Below are 21,593 nucleotides of genomic sequence, written 5' to 3'. Positions count from 1 at the left end.
ACGGAAAGGACCCCATGACCACGGTCGTTGGCATCGATTCCTCCACGCAGTCCTGCAAGGTCGTGGTGGTGGACGAGCGCACCGGGCGGACACTCGCCCAGGCGAGTGCCCCGCACCCGGACGGGACCAGCGTGGACCCCGCGGCATGGTTGGCCGCGCTGCGCACCGCCTGGCGGGACGCCGGGGTCCCGGATCGCGGTGACGTGGTGGGCGTGGCGGTGGCCGGTCAACAGCACGGCATGGTCGCCGTGGACCGCCACGGTGAGCCCGTCCACGATGCGCTGCTGTGGAACGACGTCCGTAGCGCAGCCCAGGCCGCGCGCATGTTCGCCGAGCACGGGACCGAGTGGTGGATGGAGCGCGTGGACATGGCGCCCGTCCCCTCCATGACGCTGTCCAAGCTCGCGTGGTTGCGGGAGAACGACCCCGGGGCCGCCTCACGGGTGGAGCGCGTCATGCTCCCCCACGACTGGTTGACCCTGCAGCTGTGCGGTGAGTTCGTCACCGATCGCTCGGACGCCTCCGGCACGGGGTACTTCGACGCCGCGCACGACCAGTACCGCCCCGAACTGCTCCAGGAGTACTTCGGGGCCGTTCCCCAGCTGCCCCGCGTCCTGGCGGCGGGCGAGGCCGCGGGAACGCTGGGTGAGGAGTGGGGCTGCGGCAGCGGCGTCGTCGTGGGCCCCGGCGCCGGGGACAACGCCGCGGCCGCGCTGGGACTGGGCCTGGGCGAGGGCGAGGTCACGATCTCCGTGGGGACCTCGGGCACGGTGTTCGCGTGCAGTGCCGAACCTCCACGGGACCCGAGCGGGGTGACGGCGGGCTTCGCGGATGCCACGGGCCGGTTCCTCCCGCTGCTGTGCACGATCAACGCCGCGCGCGTCATGACCTCCACGGCGGAGCTGCTGGGCGTGGGGCTCGACGAGTTCACGCGCCTGGCCACGTCCGGCGCGTCGGACGCCGGCGGCCTCACATTGCTGCCGTATTTCGACGGCGAGCGCACGCCCAACCTGCCCAAGGCCACCGGTCGGCTGGACGGGATGACGCGCGCGTCCCTCACGCGGGAGAACCTCGCGCGCGCCGCCGTGCTGTCCGTGGCCAATTCACTCGCGGACTGCCTGAGCGTGCTGCGCGGGCTGGACGTCGCGGTCGAGCGGGTCCTGCTGATCGGTGGGGGCGCCAAGTCCGAGGCGCTGTGCGGCGTCCTGCCGGACACCCTCGGGATGCCGGTGGACGTGCCGGACACGGGCGAGTACGTGGCGCTGGGTGCCGCGCGGCAAGCAGCGTGGGTCGCTACCGGGTCCTTCCCGGAGTGGGAGCGTTCGGTGGGGCGGCGGTTGCACCCCTCCTCCGACACCGGTGCGCAGCGGTTCCGGCAGCGGTACGGGGACGCTCGCGCGAACCTCGAGACCGAGCTCGCGGCGGACCCCACGGAGCAGCGGCCGGAACCGACGGACTGAGACGGCGGGCCGGCACCCCGGCGCACCCCCATGTGCCCTGGCGCGATGCCGGTACCGGGGCCGACCCGTGAGGCCGTACCGGTCTCGCACGTCCTCCGGCTACCGCGCGAACCGGGCGACGGCGTCCTCGATCGTCGCGCGCGCCCCGCGCTCGTGGAAGCTGCGCAGCGCCTCGAGGTAGGGCCGGGTGAATTCCTCGTGGTCCGCGAGATCCCCGAACAGGTCCGTGTCCCGCACGAACGCGAGCTCGTCCTCGGACTGCCGGGCCGCGGCCGCCATGACACGTTCCTTCCGACCGTCCACCACGGTGATGGGTGCTCCGTGCTCGTCCGTGCCCTCCGCGTAGCGCGCCCAGGAGGCCACGATCGTGGCACCGAGCTCGACCGGGCGACCGTGGGCCAGGTTGTCCTTGATCACCGGGACCAGCCACTTGGGGATCCGGTCGGAGGATTCCGCGCACAACCTCGCGAGGGTGTCCCGCACGTGCGGATTGGCGAAGCGCTCGATCAGCTGGTGCTTGTAGGCGTCCAGGTCCACACCGTCCACCGGTCGCAGCGTGGGAGTGGCCTCACGGTTCATGTACGCGAGCAGGTAGGAGACGAACGTGGGGTCCTGGCACACCTCGTGCGCGTACTCGTACCCGGCCAGGAATCCGGGGTAACACAGGGCCTGGTGACTCACATTGAGCAGGCGCAGCTTCATGAGTTCGTACGGCTCCACGTCCGGGACCACCTGCACGCCGACCTCCTCGAACGCGGGGCGCCCGTCGGTGAACGCGTCCTCGAGCGCCCACTGGGCGAACGGTTCCGCGACCACGGGCCACGCGTCCCGGACCCCGAACCGTTCGGCGACCATGAGGCGGTCCTCGTCCGTGGTCACGGGCGTGATCCGGTCCACCATGGAATTGGGGAACGGCACCTCCTGCTCGATCCACTCCGCGAGTTCGGGATCACGCAATCGGGCGTAGGCCGTGAACTGGCGGCGGGCCATGTCCCCGTTGCCCTGGATGTTGTCGCAGGACATGACGGTGAACGGGCGGGTACCCGCGGCGCGCCGTCGGGCCAGTGCTTCGACCACGAGTCCGAAGACCGTGGCCGGGGGTTCGGCCTCTCCACCCTGCGTGGCGACCCGTGCCTGCTCGAGGTCGTGGGCCACCGCCGGGTTCTGGGCGTCGAACTCACCCGTGGCCTGGCTGAAGTTGTACCCGCCCTCGGTGATGGTCAGCGAGACGATGCGCGTGGCGGGATCGGTGAGCCGCGCCATGGCCTGCTCGGCCTCGGCCGGCGCGAACACGTAGTCCACGATGGATCCGATGACCCGCGGTTCCAGGGTCCCGTCCGGGTGCTTGAGCACGAGCGTGTAGAGGTGATCCTGCTCCGCCATGACCTGCTTCATCGCGGCGTCCCCGGGGAGCACACCCATGCCGCAGATGCCCCAGTCCAGGTCCTTGCCCTCGTTCATGAGGCGGTCCGCGTACATGGCCTGGTGCGCGCGATGGAAGCCCCCCACGCCGAAATGCACGATCCCGACCGAGACCTGGGAACGGTCGTAGCCGGGAACCGGGATGTCCAGCTCACCCAGCACGGTCTGGGAAAGTGTCACGGCGTCCTGGGCGGATGTGTCCTGCTGCATGGCTGCTCCCATCAGAGACCCGGGAGTGGCTGATGTGACCCACCCCACGTGCCCAAAATATCAGATGAGAAACATCTCGTGCTCATCAGAGCACCTCCGAGCGGAGTGTGCAGCCTCAGCACTCGAATTCCGTGCGGCCCGTGAACGCCAGCGCGGCCCGCAGGCGCTCCGCCTGGTGCTCGGGCATCGGGGGCAGGTCGTCGAGTGAGTACCACCCCACCTGGAGGGACTCGTCGTCCGCCACCCGCGCCTCGCCGGAGACGTAACTGCATAGGAACGTGTGGTCCAGGAACTGGCAGCGGTCCCCGTTGGGGAATTCGACGACGTCCCCGGCCTTGACCCGCACGAGCTCGTCCACCGTGACCTCCACACCGGTCTCCTCGAGGCACTCGCGGCGCGCGGCGACCCCGGGGTCCTCCCCCGGTTCCACGATCCCGGTGATCAGACCCCAGTTCCCGTTGTCGGAGCGCTGCCCGAGCAGCACCCGGCCCTCGTGCAGGACCACGGCGGTGCACCCGGGCAACCACAACAGGTCGTGATCGATCTTGCGGCGCAGGTGGGCGATGAACTCGGGAACGGGCACGGGTGTCTCCTCCTGGGTGGGTACGACTGCGCGGGCGGCGTTCACAGGAACGCCACGACACCCAAGCTTCCCACGATCATGAATGGCCCCAGGGGGATGCGACTGCTCGCCCGGGCCCGGCGCAGGATCAGCAGTACGGCGCAGAACAGCCCGGCCAGCACGAACGTGGCCGCGAGCGCGAGCACCGTATGGGTCACGGACGAGAATCCCGTGAGCAGCCCCAGGACCCCCGCGAGCCGCACGTCCCCCATTCCCATGCCGGCGGGGTTGATCAACCGCAGGGCCAGGAAGAGTCCCTTCATGATGAGCAGACCCCACAGCATCCACCACAGGCGCACGGTGTCGTGGGCGAGGACGGCGGAGGCGCCCAACAGGAGGGCGGTCACGGGATACAGCGGGCGCACCACCCGCCCCGGCAGGCGGTGGTATCGGATGTCGGTGGCGGCGAGCCACACTCCTGTGCATGCGAGCACCATGACGGCCAGGGCGCAGGCCACCGCGGCCAGCTGTGCGCCGACCGTGGCTTCCTGCAGGTGCGCCCCCACGAACCCGCCGATGCCCGCTGTGTCGGGCTGAAGCATGAACTCATCCTAGGCACCCCGCTGTGGTGCGGGTCATGGATTGCGAGCCGTGTGGAGAACGGGTTCGTAGACTGGGCCCATGATCGCTCCCTGGCAGAACAGGTCCGCCCGATCGACCGTGTCCGAGGAGTCCTTCGCCGCGCTGTGCCGGTCCTCCCCGTGGCGCTGGGACACGGTGCGGTTCACGCTGTACTGGGTGAGCGAGGATCCGGACACCGCCGCCCACCCCGTGCGCGTGTGGTTGCGCCGGCCCTCCGATGTGCGCGTGGAGACACTGCAGGGCGACGTGCTGTACGCGAGTACGTCCCTGGAACGCTCCCGGGACGACTTCTACGTCACGGACACGTCCCGCTCCTGGTTGCTGCCTCCCGCGCTCGTCTCACCGGTCTACGACGACGACGGCCTCGTGGTCCGCCGCCCCGAGGCCGCCTACGGGGACCCGATCTTCGGGGGCGGGCGCTGGCAGGCGATCCTGGACCCCGTGGAATGCGTGGGCCCCGCGCCCACCCCGCCCTACCTCCCGGAGCAGCGCCCCTCGCAGTTGTCCTCCGTGGTGGCCGGGGCCTTCGCCAAACGCCGGGTGTGGTGCGCGACCGTGGAGCCCACCGTGCGCTACCGGCCCGTGACCGCGAACCACCCGCTCGCCCCGGGTCCCACGCGGATCGCGGTGGACACCGCGACCGGCGTCTGCGTCTACTCCCACGTGCTGCGCGGACCGTACGCGGGTCAGGGCCACCGGCTCGTGATCGAGGCGGTGGACGAGTACCAGCTGGACGACCTGTTCACGCAGCAGGACTTCAACCTCACGGACGTCTCCCGTCACGTGCCGTGGCCCGTGCTCCCGGCCTGAGCCGCCGCCCGTGATCCGCACCGGGCGGATTCCCCAGAAGCCGCGTTTCTCGGGTGTCCAGGGCGCGCAGCCCGTTCGGACCTGACGCCGACGCCGCGGGCTCGGGACGACCAGGCCGGGCGGGGGACGACGCCGCCCTCCCGGCCCGGCGTCGTCGGGTCACACGTCCTGGCGCTCGAGCAGGTCGGTCACGAGGGCCGCGATGGGTGACCGCTCGGAGCGCGTGAGGCTCACGTGCCCGAACAACCGCTGACCCTTGAGCGCCTCGACCACGGCCATGATGCCGTCGTGACGTCCCACCCGCAGGTTGTCCCGCTGGGCGACGTCGTGGGTGAGCACCACCTTGGAGTTCTGCCCGATCCGGGACAGGGCGGTGAGCAATACGTTGCGTTCGAGCGACTGCGCCTCGTCCACGATGACCCACGCGTCGTGCAGGGACCGCCCGCGGATGTGGGTCAGGGGCAGCACCTCGAGCATCCCGCGCGCCACGATGTCGTCCACGACCGCGGGTGAGACCACGGAGGACAGCGTGTCGAAGACCGCCTGACCCCACGGGTTCATCTTCTCCTCCTCGGTGCCGGGGAGGTAGCCCAGGTCCTGGCCACCCACCGCGTAGAGCGGGCGGAACACCATGATCCGGCGGTGCTCCCGGCGTTCCAGAACGGCGTCGAGCCCGGCGCACAGCGCGAGCGCGGACTTGCCCGTTCCCGCGCGACCGCCCAGCGAGACGATGCCCACGGCCGGGTCGGTCAGCAGGTCGATCGCCAACCGCTGTTCGGCCGAGCGTCCCTGCACCCCGAACACGTCCCGGTCCGCGGCGACCAGGCGTGCCTGCCCGTCCGGTTCGGTCCGGGCGAGAGCGCTGCCCGCGGACGAGCGCAGGACCAGACCCGTGTTCACGGGAAGCTCCCGGGCGCCCGGCACTTCCGTGCGGCCCTCGGCGTAGAGGCCGGAGACGACGTCGTCCGCGACGTCCAGATGGGCCACGCCCGTGTACGCGTCGTCACCACCGATCCACTCACCGCGGTACTCCTCCGCGGCGAGTCCCAGGGCGGAGGCCTTGAGCCGCATGGGCAGGTCCTTGGACACCACACACACGTCGTGACCCTCGCCGGAGAGGTTCGCGGCCACGCTGAGGATGCGTGAATCGTTGTCCCGCAGCCGGAAACTCTGGGGCAGCACCGTGTCCGCGACGTGGTTGAGCTCCACCTGCAGGCACCCGCCGTCCGCGAGGTCCACGGGCCGGTCCAGGCCGCCGTGGGTCACGCGGAGGTCGTCCAGCAACCGCAGCGCCTTGCGCGCGAAGTACCCCAGTTCCGGGTCGTGACGCTTGGCCTCGAGCTCGGTGATCACCACCACGGGCAGCACCACGCGGTGCTCGGCGAAGCGGAACACAGCGCGCGGGTCCGAGAGCAGCACGGACGTGTCGATCACGTACGTGCGCACACCGGCCGCGGAGCCGTCCTCCTCGAGCGCGCCGGATCGGACGGGGGTTACGGGGGTGTCGATGCTCATGGGGCCCTTTCCCTGCGAAGTCCTTGGCCGGTGTGTCCGGCACCTCTCACGCTAGGGAGGCCGATCAAGGGTGGCGCGCCCCAGCGGTAAACGGCGCGTTAACATCCGCCACGGGCCCGTGAACGGGGCCGGTAGGGCCCGCTCAGCCCCCGAATCGGCGCTGACGGCGCGCGTAATCGCGCAGGGCCCGCAGGAAGTCGACCCGGCGGAAGTCCGGCCACAGCGCTTCGCAGAAGTAGAACTCGCTGTATGCGGACTGCCACATCAAGAAGCCCGAGAGGCGTTGTTCGCCGGAGGTGCGGATCAGCAGGTCGGGATCGGGTTGCCCGCGCGTGTAGAGGTGCGCGGAGATGTCCTCCACGCTGAGCTCCTGCGCCATTTGCGCGAGCGACGCACCGCGGGCGTCGGCGTCGGTGAGCACCTCGCGTACCGCGTCCACGATCTCCTGCCGCCCCCCGTACCCCACGGCGATGTTCAGGTGGGGGCCGGGATTGTCCACCGTGCGCTGTGCGCTGTTCAGCAGTTGCTCCTGGAGCTTCTCCGGGAGGGTCCCCAGGGCACCCACGGGCTGGATCCGGCAGATCCCTTCCTCCTGCAGCTCGCACATGAGGTTGGTGATGATCTCCAGCAGGGCCGTGAGTTCCTCGCGCGGACGGTTGAGGTTCTCGGTGGAGAGGATGTAAAGGGTGACCACCTGGATGTTCAGCTCGTGGCACCAGCGCAGGAACTCCACGATCTTGCGCGCGCCCGCCCGGTGGCCCTCCTCCGTGGTGGCCCCGAACTGGCGCGCCCACCGGCGGTTGCCGTCCACGAGCACACCCACGTGATGCGGCAACTCGTCCGCGGTGAGGGTGCGCGCCAAGCGGTGTTCGTAGAAGGAATACATGACACGGGGAAGTTTCACAGCGTCATTCCTCCCCTGAGTCGGCCCGGTCCACACGGATTCACACCCCTAAACTACCTGTAGGGCAGACCCAATCCAGTAGCACCCCCGAGCTCCGTGTCCGCGGGGCACCCATGAGAGGCAGTGGTGTCCACCATGTCAGACGAACGCACCGAGAAGCGCACCGCTCCCGGCCCGGTGACGATCGTGCGTCACACGCGTAACGGTCCCCTCACGGTGGAGAAGAAACCGTCCTGGCGCGGGTGGATCCACGCGGGCTTCAGCCCCGTGGCCGCGGTGCTGGGTGTGGTGGCCATCGTCGTGGCACCCACGGTGGAGCTGCGTCTCGCATGTCTGGTCTACACCATCACGGCGATCATGCTGTTCGGTACCTCGGCCGTATACCACCGCTTCTACTGGGGCGCACGCATGAACGCGGTGCTGCGGCGGATGGACCATTCGAACATCGCCCTGATCATCGCCGGGACGTACACGCCCCTGGCCGTGAGTTTCCTCCCGGTGCGGGGCGCCACGATCCTGCTCGGCGTGATCTGGACGATCGGTGCCCTGCTCGTGATCTTCCGTGTCTTCTGGATGAGCGCGCCGCGATGGCTCTACACCCCGCTCTACGTGATCATGGGGTGCCTGGCCCTGCTCTACCTCCCGGCGTTCTTCGCGGTGAACGTCCCCGCGACCGTCCTGCTGATCTGCGGCGGCGTGTTCTACATCGCCGGTGCGGTGTGTTATGCGACCAGGCGCCCCCGGTTGCTCCCGGCGACGTTCAGCTTCCACGAGGTCTTCCACGCGTGCACGATCGGCGGCTTCGTCTGCCACTACATCGCGATCATGTTCGCGATGTTCGCCGCGTGAGCGATGTGTGACGCTCCGGTCAGAGGTCCGACGGCGCTCGGCGTGCGGGGACCGCTCGGCGCGGTGACGTCTGCGTCGTCCACGCGATGCCGACGACGACGCAGCGCCCCGGTGCGCTCAGCCCCGCTCCGAGCGGATCCGGGTGACGAGTGCGCTCACGTCCGGCACGGAACGGACGGGAAGTTCGCAGCGTCCGTCCCGGCACAACCACACCGTGTAGCCGGGTTCCGATGCCGCAGGAACCCCGTACGGCGCCGCACTCCCGTCCAGGACCAGGACATCCAGCATGCGTGCCGCACCGACCGCGTCGAGCGTCTCGCGCCACTGCTCGGCGCTCGCGTCCACGACCTGCAACAGGGCCGGGGGGTGCTCGTCGGCCAGCACGGCCGACACCATGCCCCCGGCCGTCGTGGGGGCCTTGAGGACCACCCCGGTCGCGGGCGCGGTCACGGCGTCGACCACCTCTCGGGCCTGGCGCTCACCGATCGTCGGTTGGGACAGCTCCGTGAGCCACCGGGAGAGCACCGCGGAACTGGACGCGGCGACGTCGTCGAACGGCTCCGCACGGCCCGTGGCCCCGGCCGCCGCGAGGGTGGGATCCACTTCGGCGGACTCGAGCACGGTACTCCCGCGCACAAAACGCTTCACGGCGACCTCGGCGAGGGCGCGGCTGCGCTCGTACCACGCGGTCTCGCCCGTGGCCCGGTACAGCGCGAGCAGCCCGGCGCCGAAGCGCGCGTAGTCCTCGAGCTGGCCCTCGTGGGGGTCCACGACGCCGCCGCGTGACGTGCGCGTGATGCGTCCCGTGGCGGAGTCCCGGTGCCGTTCCCACAGGAAACCGGCGGCCGTGGCGGCCAGCTCGATCCACTCGGGGTGCCCCAGCAGCACACCCGCGTCCGCGAGTCCCGTGAGCGCCATGCCGTTCCAGGCCGTGACGATCTTGTCGTCCAGGTGGGGTGCCGTGCGCGTGATCCGCCGCTGCCACAGCTCCTGCCGTACGGACTCGTCCAGGATCCCCGTGACCGCACCCGCCTCACCCCAGGCCGCCGTGGCCGGCGCGGGGCGACCCCCTGCGGGGCTTCCGGCGTGACCCGAGAACGTGTAGTAGGCGCCCTCACGTTCGGCATGCGGCTCGTCGAACGCGGGATCGCTGTCCGCGTCGAGGGATGCGGCGAACGCGCCCTCGGGGGTGATCATCTCCCGTTCGAGCCACTCGACCAGCAGCTCTGCGGCCCGGCGGTAACGGGCCGCGCGAGTGGCATCCGTGCCGGTACGTTCCAGCAGCGCCACGGTGCGCGCCAGCACGCCGAGCAGCTGGGCGTTGTCGTAGAGCATCTTCTCGTAGTGGGGCAGGGACCAGTCCGGGGTCACCGAGTACCGGAAGAACCCGCCGCCCACATGGTCCTGCAGCGCCCCCGTGACCATCGCGTCGAGCGTGGCGCACAACAGATCACGTGCGGTGCGCGCGTGCTGCGCCGCGGCGTCGTCGTGGCCGGAAGCAGCGTGCGCGCTCGCCGACGCGGGATCTCCAGCCAGGGCATCGCGGTGCGCAGTGCTCGCAATGCGCGTGAGGGCGTCCAGGGTGGGCGAGGGCGGGAACTTGGCGCCGGTTCCGAAGCCCTCGTGGGCGGCGTCCCGGGCGACCTCAAGGCCGTCGAGCCAGGCTCCCGTGAGTTGTTCCGCGGCGTCCTCGGCGGCCTCGCCACCCTCCACGCGCACGACCGACGGACCCGCGTCGGCGAGCATCCGGTCCACGAGTTCGGGGTGGCGGGACAGCGCATCGTAAACCTGTTCGGCCCCGCGCAACACCTCGTCACGGCGCTCGGTCCAGGCATCGGTGACGGCCCGCAGGACCTGCATGAAGGACGGCCGCCCCTGCACGGGACGCGGCGGGTAGTAGGTCCCGGCATGGAACACCCTGCCCTGCGGGGTCAGGAACGCGGTCATGGGCCAGCCGCCCTGACCTGTGAGCAGCTGGGTGGCCGCCATGTAGATCGAGTCCACGTCCGGGCGTTGTTCGCGGTCCACCTTGATCGCCACGAAATGTTCGTTGAGGTAGCGCCCCACCTCCGGGTCCTCGAAGGACTCGTGGGCCATCACATGACACCAGTGGCACGCGGCATAGCCCACGGACAGCAGGACGGGCACCTCCCGCGCGTGGGCCTCCTCGAAGGCCTCGGGGCAGAACTCCCACCAGTCCACGGGGTTCTCCGCATGCTGCAGCAGGTAGGGACTCGTGGAGTGGGCCAGACGATTGGACATACCCCACGGTCTCACACGGGAGCGGGGATGACAGCCCGGGGCCTCACGGCTCGAGGGTCATGAGGCGCGGCTCTGGTCGCGGTTGCCCGCCACCGGGTGGTGCGTCGCTCCCAGGAGCGGGGCGCCCGTCGGAGTCTGGGGCGGGGCGGGGCGCCCGTCGGGTTCAGGCGCAGGACGGGGCGCCTGTGGCAGTCAGTCGCGGGGCGGACCGTCCCGGCGGTCACCCGCGCGAGGCGGGCGGGCGACGTCGCCCTCGCTCGACCCACCGGCGCGGGACGTGCGCGACGGCGACGCCGCGGCATCGTCCGCGTAGCCACCCACGTGATCCTCCGCGGCGCGCTGCTCGGCGTACTGGGCGCGGTAGCGCAGTCGCCGGTTACGGCGGTTGAAGTCCATCACGAGCAGGACCACGGCGGCGGCCAGCAGGAACGTCATGAGGAAGCCCACGAGGCCCGGCGAGACCTGGCTGGGGTCCAACCCCGGGCGCAGGGTGTTCTCCGGACTCGGGGCCGGCGTCGCGGCGGTCAGGACGGTCAGCAGCGTGGGCACGGGAAGGCTCATTTCCGGGGGGTCGAGGCGGCGTCGGTGACGCCCGCGAACAGATCCGTCTCGGGCAGGGAGGTCTCCACGCGGGACTCCGCGAGCGTGTAGTCCTCCCACGGCCACACTTCGGCCTGGGTCTCGGCGGAGACCGCGAAGAACAGGCCCTTGGGGTCCACCTGGGTCCGGTGGCTGCTCAGGGCCGCATCCCGGACGGTGAACTGGTGCGCGCACTCGATCTTGGTGGTGGTCTCGTGGCGCGGCATGGGCGGGCGGTGACCCTCCGGGTCCGACTCCTGGATCGCGGCGATGCGCTGGGCGTACGGGGACTGCAGTCCGCGGGCCTCGAGGGCCTCGTGCAGTGCGATGAACCGCTCCACGTTGAACGCGCGGTCGTAGTACAGCTTGGACGGGGTCCACGGCTCACCCGTTTCGGGGTACGCCTGCGGGTCCCCCGCGCGCTGGTATGCCTCCATGGCCACGTTGTGGGTCTGGATGTGGTCCGGGTGCGGGTAACCGCCGTTCTCGTCGTAGCTCAGGATCACGTGCGGGCGGAACTCACGCACCAGCTGCACCACGGGGGCCGCGGCGCGTTCGAGCGGTTGCAGGGCGAAGCAGCCCCACGGCAGCGGGGGCAACGGGTCCCCCTCGGGCAGACCAGAGTCCGTGAACCCGATCCACCGGTGCTCTACGCCCAGGGCCTTCGCGGCCGCGGCCATCTCGTGACGACGCAGCCCGGGCAGGTCACGCTCGGCCCAGACGTCCCCCTCCATCTCGGCGTTGAGGATCGAGCCGCGCTCGCCACCGGTGCACGTGGCCACCATGACGCGCGCGCCCAGCTGGGCGTAATGTGCCATGGTCGCGGCACCCTTGCTGGACTCGTCGTCCGGGTGGGCGTGGATGGCCAACAATCGAAGCTGTGAATAATCCGTCACCGAACGGATGCCTCCAAGACGTCATCGCGGGAAAAATGCAATCCCCGGTATCTTACGCCGCTCGTGCTGCCGGAGCTGTCGCACCCATCACGGCTGCCGCGCACCGCACGGCGACCGGCCTCCCAGAAACCGCACACGCGCGCTGGGTACAGTGGTCGCCATGAGTTCTGCGACGCCCCGGCCTACCTCCCGGCCGCAGACGGGCGCCACTGCCCCCGGCACCTCCGCGACCCAGCGGGCGCTCGCACAGCGCTACGGGACCGGACACCGCGCCGTCGCCCGCTCCCCCCGCCGCGGGCCCAGCACCCGTGGCTGGATGCTGATCGCGGCCGCGGCCACGCTGGTGGCGGCGCTGTTCGTGGTGTGGATCGTGTGGGGCAACTCCCAGCGGCCCGTGTTCAAGGACGTGAGCTTCCAGATCACGGACTCGGGGCACGTGTACGCGGACTTCGACCTCACCAAGGACCCCGACCAGACCGTCACGTGCGCGGTGGAGGCCCTCAACGAGCAGTACGCCGTGGTGGGTTGGACCGAGGTCACGATCGGCCAATTGCCGGACGACCAACTCAACGGCCGCACGAGCACCCACCGGGTGCCCCTGCGCACCACGAACCTGGCCACGACGGCGGGGGTCGACTCGTGCTGGGAGAGTGCTGGCTGAGCCTCCCGCGGTGGTCGGGTAATTCCTGACTGACCATCCGCGCAGCTTCGGACCGGCCACATCCGTGACGGGAACCATGACGTCGGATTGCATGACCCACCGCACCCCCGCACGCGCTTTGGGCCGTGGGCACGGACTCCACTAGACTGGACGGAGATCACATCCCCGACCCGGACGCGCTGGGCCACTCGGCTCGCCCCGGGGCGGGGTTTTTCTACACGTGTCCGTCAGGGCGACGGACACCAGAGAACGGAGGCACCGTGGCTACTAATGAGGGAGCCTGGCTCACCCAGGAAGCCTACGACCGGCTCAAGAAGGAGCTTGACCACATCTCCGGGCCATACCGCCAGGAGATCGTGGACCGGATCGAACAGGCGCGTTCCGAGGGTGACCTCAAGGAGAACGGCGGCTACCACGCTGCACGCGAGGAGCAGGGCAAGAACGAGGGCCGGATCGCCCAGTTGACCCAGCTGCTCGAGAACGCCCAGGTGGGCGAGGCCCCCGCGGACGACGGCGTGATCGAGGCCGGCATGGTCGTGACCGCGGAGATCGCGGGCGACGAGATGACCTTCCTCATGGGTTCCCGCGAGGTCGCCGAAGACCTCACCGGCGGTTCGGACCTCGAGGTCTTCTCCGAGCGCTCTCCCATGGGTGCCGCGATCAACGGCCACAAGGTCGGTGACACCGTGAGCTACAAGGCCCCGAACGGCAAGGACATCACGGTGAAGATCCTGAAGGCCAAGCCCTTCAGCCGCTGATCGACCCCGGTTCATCACGAAGGCCACCTCGCCCGTGCGAGGTGGTCTTCGTCGTGCGCGACCCGATGCGGCCCAGGAGTCGTACGCGGCTCGACACGGTCCATGAGTCGCCCGGGTGTGGCCCGTAGGATCGAAGCACGCCCCGTCGAGCCCCGCTAGGAGTTTCCCCCGTGGTCACACACTGGAACCGGACCCCCAACTCGTGGACGGTCCCGCTGATCATCCTCACCGCGCTGCTGGGGATCGCCGCGATCGTCGTGCACTTCCTGGGTCAGGACGACCCCGCACTGAACGCGACCGGCGGCCTGCGCAACATCCTGTGGTTCGCCACCTTCGTGGCCGCGTTCGTCACGTACTTCACGGCCCGGCGCGGACGACGCCGCTGACGCACGCGCGCCGCGCGGGTCACCTCCCGCTCAGTGCACCACCACGGGTCGGTAGCCGTGGGACTCCAGGGCGTCGATCACGTGATCACAGTGCCCGTGGCCCTTGGTCTCCATGTCAATCGTGATGGACACGTCCCCCATGGACAACGAGCCCCCGATCCGGGTGTGATTCACCCCGGTCACATTGGCGTCCATGTCCGCGATGATCTGCGAGATCTGGGCGAGCTCACCGGGGCGGTCCGTGAGCATCATCTTGATGGTCATGTAGCGCCCCGCCGCGGAGAGACCCCGCTGGATCACCTTGAGCATCAGCATGGGATCGATATTGCCGCCCGAGAGCAGCACGACAGTGGTCCCCAGATCCGGGTACTCGCGCTTGAGCGCCCCCTCGAGGATCGCCGCCACACCCACGGCCCCCGCGGGTTCCACGACCATCTTGTTGCGCTCGAGCATGAAGATCAGCGCCTGGGCGAGCGAGTCCTCGGAGACCGTGACGACGTCGTCCGCGAGGTGGCGGATCACGTTGAACGGCAACTGTCCGGGCCGGCCCACGGCGATGCCGTCCGCAATGGTGGAGACCTTGGACAGCGTGACGATCGCGTCCCCGGCGAGTGAGGGCGGGTAGGCCGCGGCGTTCTCCGCCTGCACCCCGATGACCCGGATGTCCTTGCCCTGCTCCTGTGCCTTAGCCTTCAGCGCCACGGACACTCCCGCGAGCAGGCCTCCCCCGCCCACACCGGCGATGACGGTGTCCACGGTGGGCAGCTGGTCGAGGATCTCCAGACCCAGGGTGCCCTGGCCGGCGATGATGTCCGGGTGATCGAACGGGTGGACGAACACCGCGCCGGTCTCGTCCGCGTAGCGCTGGGCCTCTGCGAGCGCCTGGTCCACGTTCGACCCGTGCAGCACGACCTCCGCACCGTGGTCCTGGGTGGCCGCGATCTTTGGCAGCGCCGCTCCGCGGGGCATGTAGATCCGCGCCGTGATCCCCAGTTTGGCCGCCGCGAGCGCCACACCCTGGGCGTGGTTGCCCGCCGACGCCGCCACGACGCCCCGTCGCTTCTCCTCGTCCGAGAGCTGGGCCATGCGCACGTACGCACCGCGGACCTTGAACGATCCCGCACGCTGGAGGTTCTCGCACTTGAGGTACACCTCGGAACCGAGCATGCGAGACAGCGCGCGCGAGTGCGCGAGCGGCGTCGTCTCGATCACCCCGTCGAGCAAATGCGCGGCGTGGCGGACGTCGGCCACCGAGACGGGCAAATCAGTGAGGCCCACAGAGAACTTCTTTCGTGGTAGTCGGCCGTTGCGGCTCGTTCGAAACGCGCGAACCCGGGGTGGATCACGACCTCGAGGCTCGGCGCGGACACACAGAACGCGGCGTCCGGGGTGAGGACGCCGCGTTCCATGGTATTACGCCGTGCGGGACTAGACGTTCCGGGAGTCCCCCGAACCCACCTCGTCCGCCTCGATGGACGCGTTGTGCTTGGTTTCCTTCTTGTGCTTCTCCTCGCGCTTCTTCTCCGCGTTCTGGCGCTCACGATGGCGCTTGCCGCGGAAACGCTGCAGCTGGGCCATGACCTGTTCGCGCGTGAGGTCCTGCTTCTTGGCTGCCTTCTTGATCTCCCACGGGTACATGAAGGGCTGCCATGCGATCTCCTCGTCCCGCTCCCAGGCGCGGCTGCCGAGGTAACGGATGATCGTGTTGAGCATGGCCATCAGGGGCACGGCGAACAGCGCACCGGCGATCCCGAAGAGCACGCTACCGGCGGCCACCGCCAGGAACACGGCCACGGGGTGCAGGGCCACGGCCTTGCCCATCACGAGCGGCTGCAGGACGTTGGACTCGACCTGCTGGACGAGCAGCACCACACCGAGCATGGCGAGCGCGATACCGGGCCCGATCGCCACGAGGGCCACCAGGACGGCCACCGCACCGGTCAGCACGGCACCCACGATGGGGATGAAGGACGCCAGGAACACCAACACACCGATCGGCAGCGCCAGCGGCACACCCAGCAGGAACGCACCAAGCCCGATACCCACGGCGTCCACGAACGCCACGAACACCTGGATGCGCACGTACTGTGCGAGCGAGATCCAGCCCTTGCGCCCGGCACCATTCACGGCGGGGCGGGCGCGGCGGGGGAACAGTTTGACCAGGAACAGCCAGATGTTCTCGCCGTCCATGAGGAAGAACAGCAGGACGAACAGCATGATGATCATGCCCGTGACGATGCTGGTCGCCGTGGAGCCGAAGGTCATCGCGCCGGAGAGGATGGCGTCCGAGTTGCGCTGCAGCGTGGCCCCGATGTCCGAGAGCCACTGGTTGATGTTGTCCGTGGAGATGTTGAGGGGGCTGTCCTCCAGCATTCCGATCAACTGCTGGAAACCGGCCACCGCGCTGTCGGAGAGCTGTGCGAAACCGGCGATCATCTGCTGACCCGCGAGCACCAACAGGCCCAGGACCCCCAGGATCAGTCCGAGCTCCACGGTGATCGCGGCCAGCGCGGACGGGAAGTGCTTGGAGCGCAGCCAGCGGACGGCCGGCGAGAGCAACCCCGCGAGCAGCGCGGCCAACAGCACCGGGATGAACACGGTGGTCACGTGGCTCAGCAGCCACCCCACCACACCCACACCGGCGATGATGAGCAAGATCCGCCACGACCACGCGGCCGCGATCCGGACCGGGGTCGTGACCATGGTCCGCGCGTCAGGGGCGTTGGGCCCCGTGGAGGGGGGCGACGCGCCGTCGTGCTGGGTGACGAGTTCGGAGGACGTGTCGGACTGGGGACGTTTGACCACGGGGTTCGGGGATGAGCCCGCGTGGGACGTCGTAACACTGGATGACATGCCCTTATCATGACACCATCGCGCAACGTGCTGATACCGGCGTGCGGGGCCGAGGGTGACAAAATGGGCGTCATGTCCACCACACTGCTGCGCGTCCTGTCCCAACGCCGCCCCGCGAGCGTCCTGACACAGGAGGCCCCGCGGCGCGAGGAGCTCGAGGCCATCCTGCGGGCCGCCGCCGGCGCCAAGTACGACGAGCGCCCCACGGGTTGGCGCGTGGTTGCGACGAGCGGGCAGGCCGCGTCCCTGCTGGCCGCGGCCATGGCGGGCCTCACGTCCGTCCCCACCCTCTCGGGCCCCGTCCCCCGGTTGAAGGGTCGCAAGATCCGGGTCCTGGCCGCGTATCGCGGGAGCCTGCAGTGGGCGTCCCGGGGCGGGGTGGCCCTGGCCATCATCTTCCGTCACCACCCGGAACTGCCGCAGTCCAAGAAGGACCAGCGCGGGGACGTGTACGCCGCCCGCGGGATCCTCGAAGCAGCGTTCTACGCGCAGGGATGGGCCACCGCCTGGTCCCATCGCGAGCCCTACGACCGGGACGTGGTGCGCGAGTTCTACGGTCTGGACGAGCACGAGGAGATCCTGGGCTGGCTATTCGTGGGACGAGCCGCGAGCAATAACATCCCCGCCCGCGCGATCAACCTGCCCCCGCGCGAACTCGAGATCCGCTACATGTGAACGATCCCCACAACGCGAGAAGCGGCGACCCACTGGGCCGCCGCTTCTCATTCCGGCGTACGTCACCGGGCCCTGAGGGCCCCGAGCGACGCGCGGGGATGGGAGTCAGTCGCTCATGGAGCGGATGATCGAGAGCACGCGCAGGATCTCCACGTAGGCCCAGATCAGGGTCACGGTCAGCCCGAACGCCGCGGACCATGCCGCCTTCTTGGGGATACCGCGCTTGACGCCGTCGCTGATGTTCTCGAAGTCGAGCACGAAGCTGTAGACGGCCAGCAGGATGGCGATCGCGCCCACGAACAGCCCCAGCGGGATGCCGAAGATCGTGGCGTCGTAGCGCATGTTGTAGCCGCCCAGCAGGCTCGTGCCCAGGTTCACCAGGGCGAACAGGGCGTAGGCCAGCAGTGCGACCATGAAGAACTTGGTCACGCGCGGGGAGGAGCGCAGCACGCCCACCTTGTAGAGCACCAGCACGGAGACGAACACCGCCAGGGTGCCGATCACCGCCTGGACCACGATGCCCGGGTAGGCGCCCTCGAACATGCGGGAGATGCCACCCAGGAACAGGCCCTCGGCGAGCGCGTAGAGCGTGATCAACAGCGGGCTGGGCTCACGCTTGAACGCGTTGACCAGACCCAGCACGAGACCCACGATGGCGCCCGGCAGCGCGAGCACCGGGGCGACCCAACCCACCACGGCCGTGACGATTACGCAACCGAGCACGAGCGAGGTGCGCATGACGACGTCGTCGTAGCTCATGCGTCCGGTGCGGTCCGGACCCGCGGCGGGCGCGTTGTAGAGGTTCTCCAGGTTCTCGGGCGAGTAACGGGGGTCGTGGGAGATATCCGGGGTGGTCGCGGTGCCGTTCTTCTTGTTGAAGTCGCGTAGCAGTGGGTTTCCGCCGGCCATGGGACGTCCTTTCGAGGCGTGGGCGAGATGTTCGTTCAGCCTAACATTGACGCGTCACAGGGACCTGGGAGTTTGTGCTGAGCGAACAGGGCCCCCGCGGGTGCGGAATCGGTGCCCCCACTGGGACTCGAACCCAGACTGAGCGGATTTTAAGTCCGCTGCCTCTGCCGATTGGGCTATGGGGGCGTAATCGAGCCGGTGGGTCCGCGCGGGTGCGCGGGCCCACCGGCTCGATGCGATGCGGTGTTACAGGCTCGCCTTCTCGGCCGGGACGTCCGCGCCCGCGGCCTTCTGGAAGGCGCGGCGGGGGTCCCGCAGGTGACGCAGCGGGGTGGTGTCACGGCCGAAGAGCAGGTTCACTCCCCACTCCGTGAACACCCGCACCTTGCGCTCCACCGTGGGGATCGCGTACCCGTGGTAGAGGCGGTGCATGGCCCACGCTGGCAGACCGCCGAGGTCGATGCCGCGGATGGTGGCGGCACCCTTGTACAGACCCAGACCCGCCACGGACCCGAGGTTCTCGTGATAGTAGTCCTCGAGCGGCTCGCCCTTGTGCGCGGCCATGATGTTCTTGGCCATGGTCGCGGCCTGACGCACGGCGTGCTGCGCGTTGGGGACGCAGAACCCGCCGGGGCCGGCGCCCGTGAGATCCGGGACGGCGGCGATATCACCGGCGGCCCAGGCACCCTCGAAGGGCCCGTCGTCGCCGGTCACGCGCAGGTCCGCGCCCACGCGCACGCGTCCGCGGTCGTCGATGGGCAGGTCGCTGTTCTTGGCGAAGGACGCAGCCTGCACGCCGGCCGTCCAGATCAGGGTGTCCGTGGCCATCTCGCCGGCCGGGGACTTGTCCTGCATGTTGATGAGCTTGACCAGGTCACCGTCCACCTCGGACAGGGACGTGTTCAGCAGCACCTCGATGCCGCGGGCGCGCATCTCGGCCACGACCTTCTCGGCACGGTCCTCGGAGACCTCGGGCATGATCCGGCCCATGGCCTCGACCAGCACGAAGCGCAGGTCCGAGACCTTCAGGAGGTCGTTGCGCTGCACGGCCGAACGCGCCATGTCCTCAAGCTCGGCGATGGTCTCGGAACCGGCGTAGCCGCCGCCCACCACGATGAAGGTCAGCGCCTTGCGCTTCTCGTCCTCGTCGTTGGTGAGGGAAGCCACCTCGATGCGCTCGAGCACCCAGTTGCGCACGGACACGGCCTCTTCGATGGTCTTCATGCCGATGGCCTTCTCCGCGAGCCCCGGGATGGGGAACGTGCGGGTGTTGGAACCGCCGGCGAGCACGATCTCGTCGTACGTGAGCTCGAACTCGGGGCCCTCGTCGATGCCGTGGACGGTGACCGTACGGTTGGCATGGTCGATGCTCTCCACGCGGCCGGTGATCAACTCGCAGTCGGCCAGGTGCTGACGGTGCGGGATCACGGCGGAGCGCGCCTCGATGTTGCCGGCCGAGACCTCGGGCAGGAACGGGAGGTAGGTCATGTACGGGTTGGGGTCCACCACCGTGACCACGCCGCCGGACTCCTTAATGCGGGTCTGCAGCTTCTGCGCCAGTGTGAAACCGACGTAACCGCCACCCACGATGAGAAGGCGCGGACGGTCCTTAGCAAGTTGATTGAAAGCCATACCCGAAAGTTTACTCACCGTGGCACGGTTTTGCCGACGCGGTGTCAGCGGCCCGGTGAGCTGATCGTGAAATCAGCGCGAGAGCCTGCGGATGTGCAGGACCGCGGCTACGGTGAGGCCCGCGACGATCACCCCGAAGCTGACGAGGACCACCACGGGTAGCGCGCCGGTCTCGTTGAGGGGTGCCTGCGCCACGGGTGGGGTGGCCTCCCCGGTCACCTGCCGCGTGTCCGGCGCGGGCGGGGTCGGGGAGCTGCTCGGGGTGGGTGTCTGCGAGGGCGGGCGGTTCTGCGCAATCCATTGCCGCACGCTGCCCAGGGGATTGGTGTCGGAGATCCGGACGTCGTCCTCTACGGCCGCGCGCACATCCAGGATCCCATACCCGTAGAGCGGGTCCTTGCCCTGCGCTCCCGCGTCGTGCGCGGTGTCCACGATCCGCTGGGCGATCCCAGCGGCCGTGAGGTCGGGGTGCTTCTGCTTGATCAGCGCCGCTGTCCCGGCCACGAGGGGCACGGTGGCGGAGGTCCCGGACCACCGGGCGTAGCCGTCCCCCGGGATCGCACCCACCATCTCCTCGCTGGGCCCGGCCACCGCGATCGAGATGCCCTGGGAGGACGAGTCCCAACTTGCCGTGCGCGACCGGTCCACGCCGCCCACGGACAGCACCCCCGGAATCGTGGCGGGCGCCCCCACCTGGTTGAGCCCCGATCCCCGGTTGCCCGCCGCTGCGACCACGAGAACACCCTTCTCCTCCGCGTACGCGAACGCCGAGTCCCATGCGGGGGGCCAGCCCGTGGCGTTCGAGCCCAGGGACATGTTGATCACGTTCGCGCCGTGGTCCACGGCCCAACGCACGGCGTCCGGGATCTGTTCGTCGATGTCGCGGGCGCCGGGGTGTTCGCTGCCCACCCACAGGGACACGGGCAGGATCTCCGCCTCCGGGGCCACGCCGATGATGCCCCGCGTGCCACCCGGACCGTCCGGGTTCTCGGATCCGTGACCGCGTCCCGCGGCGAGCGAGGCCACCAGGGTCCCGTGTTCGGGTTCCGCGCCCAGGCCCTCCTGACCGTTCCCGCGGCCCACGCTCGAGACATCCGTCCCCTCACCGACCGCGCCCCGCAGATCCTGGTGGGAGCCGTCTACGCCGGTGTCGATCACGGCGATCTTCACGCCCTTGCCGGTCGCGGACTTCCACGCGTCCCGCACGCCGTAGTCGTCCAGCCAGTACTCCTCCTTGCGCACGTCCACCGGCTCCACAGGGACCTTGCCGTTCGGGGGCGGTGCCACGGGGGTCTCCACGGGCACCGACGGCGCAGGCATGGGTTCCACCGCGAGCGCCGGGGCGACACCGGTCCCGCCGAGCAGCAGGCCCACCGCGGCGAGTGACAGCGCGCCGCGTGTTCTCAGCCGTCCCATGATCCCTCTGCTTTCCCGCGCTGCACGCGCGTCTTCGACCGCTCCCGGCGGCCGACGTACCGGGCCCCCGCCCGGCGTCACGACGACGTCGCCCGCTGACCCGTCCACTCCGGCTCGCTTCCGCTCCGGGCCCGTCCACACCGGGTGCCGGCGCGGGCGTTCGCTCCCCCGCTCGCCCGCAGGCGGTGTGCC

20 protein-coding genes and 1 tRNA gene are annotated in these 21,593 nt (G+C 69.7%); 7 read left to right on the top strand and 14 right to left on the bottom strand.

What is annotated here, in order from left to right:
• Positions 1–14: 14 nt before the first annotated feature.
• Positions 15–1,460: a xylulokinase gene (gene xylB, locus RF646_RS08695; protein WP_368835737.1), complete on the top strand. Its 1,446-nt coding sequence runs from the start codon at positions 15–17 to the stop codon at positions 1,458–1,460.
• Positions 1,461–1,559: 99 nt separating this feature from the next.
• Here xylB and RF646_RS08690 read toward each other — a convergent pair whose 3' ends face one another.
• The 3 genes from RF646_RS08690 to RF646_RS08680 form a co-directional block, all read right to left on the bottom strand.
• Positions 1,560–3,092 carry a mannitol dehydrogenase family protein gene (locus RF646_RS08690; RefSeq protein ID WP_368835736.1) on the bottom strand — a complete coding sequence of 511 codons (1,533 nt, stop codon included), beginning with the start codon at positions 3,090–3,092 and terminating at the stop codon, positions 1,560–1,562.
• Between the two features lie 115 nt (positions 3,093–3,207).
• Positions 3,208–3,675, bottom strand: coding sequence for an NUDIX domain-containing protein (locus RF646_RS08685; RefSeq protein WP_368835735.1), 468 nt, complete (start codon positions 3,673–3,675; stop codon positions 3,208–3,210).
• Positions 3,676–3,716: 41 nt separating this feature from the next.
• Positions 3,717–4,256, bottom strand: a complete 540-nt coding sequence (locus tag RF646_RS08680) for an A24 family peptidase (protein ID WP_206399531.1) — start codon at positions 4,254–4,256, stop codon at positions 3,717–3,719.
• Between the two features lie 79 nt (positions 4,257–4,335).
• Between RF646_RS08680 and RF646_RS08675 the strand changes: the two genes are divergently transcribed.
• Entirely contained in the window at positions 4,336–5,106 is a 771-nt protein-coding gene (locus tag RF646_RS08675; protein WP_368835734.1) for a hypothetical protein, read from the top strand.
• 159 nt (positions 5,107–5,265) lie between these two features.
• Here RF646_RS08675 and RF646_RS08670 read toward each other — a convergent pair whose 3' ends face one another.
• Together RF646_RS08670 and RF646_RS08665 are read right to left on the bottom strand one after the other, a co-directional pair.
• Complete coding sequence (locus tag RF646_RS08670; protein WP_368835733.1) at positions 5,266–6,621, bottom strand: PhoH family protein; 1,356 nt, start codon at positions 6,619–6,621, stop codon at positions 5,266–5,268.
• Between the two features lie 142 nt (positions 6,622–6,763).
• On the bottom strand, positions 6,764–7,525 hold the full coding sequence (locus RF646_RS08665; RefSeq protein WP_085106979.1) for an isoprenyl transferase: 762 nt from the start codon (positions 7,523–7,525) through the stop codon (positions 6,764–6,766).
• A gap of 135 nt (positions 7,526–7,660) precedes the next feature.
• Here RF646_RS08665 and RF646_RS08660 point away from each other — a divergent pair, with 135 nt between their 5' ends.
• Entirely contained in the window at positions 7,661–8,374 is a 714-nt protein-coding gene (locus RF646_RS08660; protein WP_085107006.1) for a hemolysin III family protein, read from the top strand.
• Between the two features lie 117 nt (positions 8,375–8,491).
• Here the strand turns inward: RF646_RS08660 and RF646_RS08655 are convergent, their stop codons facing one another.
• The 3 genes from RF646_RS08655 to mca all read right to left on the bottom strand — a co-directional run bounded on the left by RF646_RS08655 (position 8,492) and on the right by mca (position 12,111).
• Entirely contained in the window at positions 8,492–10,636 is a 2,145-nt protein-coding gene (locus RF646_RS08655; RefSeq protein ID WP_368835732.1) for a thioredoxin domain-containing protein, read from the bottom strand.
• Between the two features lie 192 nt (positions 10,637–10,828).
• Complete coding sequence (locus tag RF646_RS08650; protein ID WP_064846171.1) at positions 10,829–11,197, bottom strand: hypothetical protein; 369 nt, start codon at positions 11,195–11,197, stop codon at positions 10,829–10,831.
• Complete coding sequence (gene mca, locus RF646_RS08645) at positions 11,194–12,111, bottom strand: mycothiol conjugate amidase Mca (RefSeq protein ID WP_094067098.1); 918 nt, start codon at positions 12,109–12,111, stop codon at positions 11,194–11,196. The genes RF646_RS08650 and mca overlap by 4 nt, the downstream gene beginning before the upstream one ends.
• 160 nt (positions 12,112–12,271) lie before the next feature.
• Between mca and RF646_RS08640 the strand changes: the two genes are divergently transcribed.
• The 3 genes from RF646_RS08640 (at position 12,272) to RF646_RS08630 (ending at position 13,916) form a co-directional block, all read left to right on the top strand.
• Entirely contained in the window at positions 12,272–12,772 is a 501-nt protein-coding gene (locus RF646_RS08640) for a DUF4307 domain-containing protein (protein WP_239321427.1), read from the top strand.
• Between the two features lie 260 nt (positions 12,773–13,032).
• Positions 13,033–13,530, top strand: coding sequence for a transcription elongation factor GreA (gene greA, locus RF646_RS08635; protein WP_085106982.1), 498 nt, complete (start codon positions 13,033–13,035; stop codon positions 13,528–13,530).
• A gap of 170 nt (positions 13,531–13,700) precedes the next feature.
• Complete coding sequence (locus tag RF646_RS08630; RefSeq protein WP_064846168.1) at positions 13,701–13,916, top strand: hypothetical protein; 216 nt, start codon at positions 13,701–13,703, stop codon at positions 13,914–13,916.
• A gap of 30 nt (positions 13,917–13,946) precedes the next feature.
• On the opposite strand, the gene ilvA is transcribed toward RF646_RS08630, so the two are convergent.
• Both ilvA and RF646_RS08620 read right to left on the bottom strand, forming a co-directional pair.
• Positions 13,947–15,194 carry a threonine ammonia-lyase gene (ilvA, locus tag RF646_RS08625; protein WP_167318749.1) on the bottom strand — a complete coding sequence of 416 codons (1,248 nt, stop codon included), beginning with the start codon at positions 15,192–15,194 and terminating at the stop codon, positions 13,947–13,949.
• 150 nt (positions 15,195–15,344) lie between these two features.
• Complete coding sequence (locus RF646_RS08620) at positions 15,345–16,769, bottom strand: AI-2E family transporter (protein ID WP_368835731.1); 1,425 nt, start codon at positions 16,767–16,769, stop codon at positions 15,345–15,347.
• A 72-nt stretch (positions 16,770–16,841) separates the two neighbouring features.
• Here RF646_RS08620 and RF646_RS08615 point away from each other — a divergent pair, with 72 nt between their 5' ends.
• Positions 16,842–17,444 carry a hypothetical protein gene (locus tag RF646_RS08615; RefSeq protein WP_368835730.1) on the top strand — a complete coding sequence of 201 codons (603 nt, stop codon included), beginning with the start codon at positions 16,842–16,844 and terminating at the stop codon, positions 17,442–17,444.
• A gap of 105 nt (positions 17,445–17,549) precedes the next feature.
• Here RF646_RS08615 and RF646_RS08610 read toward each other — a convergent pair whose 3' ends face one another.
• The 4 genes from RF646_RS08610 to RF646_RS08595 all read right to left on the bottom strand — a co-directional run bounded on the left by RF646_RS08610 (position 17,550) and on the right by RF646_RS08595 (position 21,401).
• The gene (locus RF646_RS08610; protein WP_098055407.1) at positions 17,550–18,353 is read right to left on the bottom strand and encodes a Bax inhibitor-1/YccA family protein; all 804 of its coding nucleotides are present in this window, start codon (positions 18,351–18,353) and stop codon (positions 17,550–17,552) included.
• Between the two features lie 112 nt (positions 18,354–18,465).
• A tRNA-Leu gene (locus RF646_RS08605) sits at positions 18,466–18,539 on the bottom strand.
• A gap of 60 nt (positions 18,540–18,599) precedes the next feature.
• Positions 18,600–19,985, bottom strand: a complete 1,386-nt coding sequence (locus RF646_RS08600) for an NAD(P)/FAD-dependent oxidoreductase (RefSeq protein WP_368835729.1) — start codon at positions 19,983–19,985, stop codon at positions 18,600–18,602.
• Between the two features lie 72 nt (positions 19,986–20,057).
• Positions 20,058–21,401, bottom strand: coding sequence for a S8 family serine peptidase (locus RF646_RS08595; protein ID WP_144998713.1), 1,344 nt, complete (start codon positions 21,399–21,401; stop codon positions 20,058–20,060).
• Between the last annotated feature and the right edge of the window lie 192 nt (positions 21,402–21,593).

The organism is Kocuria sp. CPCC 205261 (assembly GCF_040981025.1).
Classification (GTDB): domain Bacteria; phylum Actinomycetota; class Actinomycetes; order Actinomycetales; family Micrococcaceae; genus Kocuria; species Kocuria marina.
This window is presented reverse-complemented; position numbering and strand designations above follow the sequence as displayed.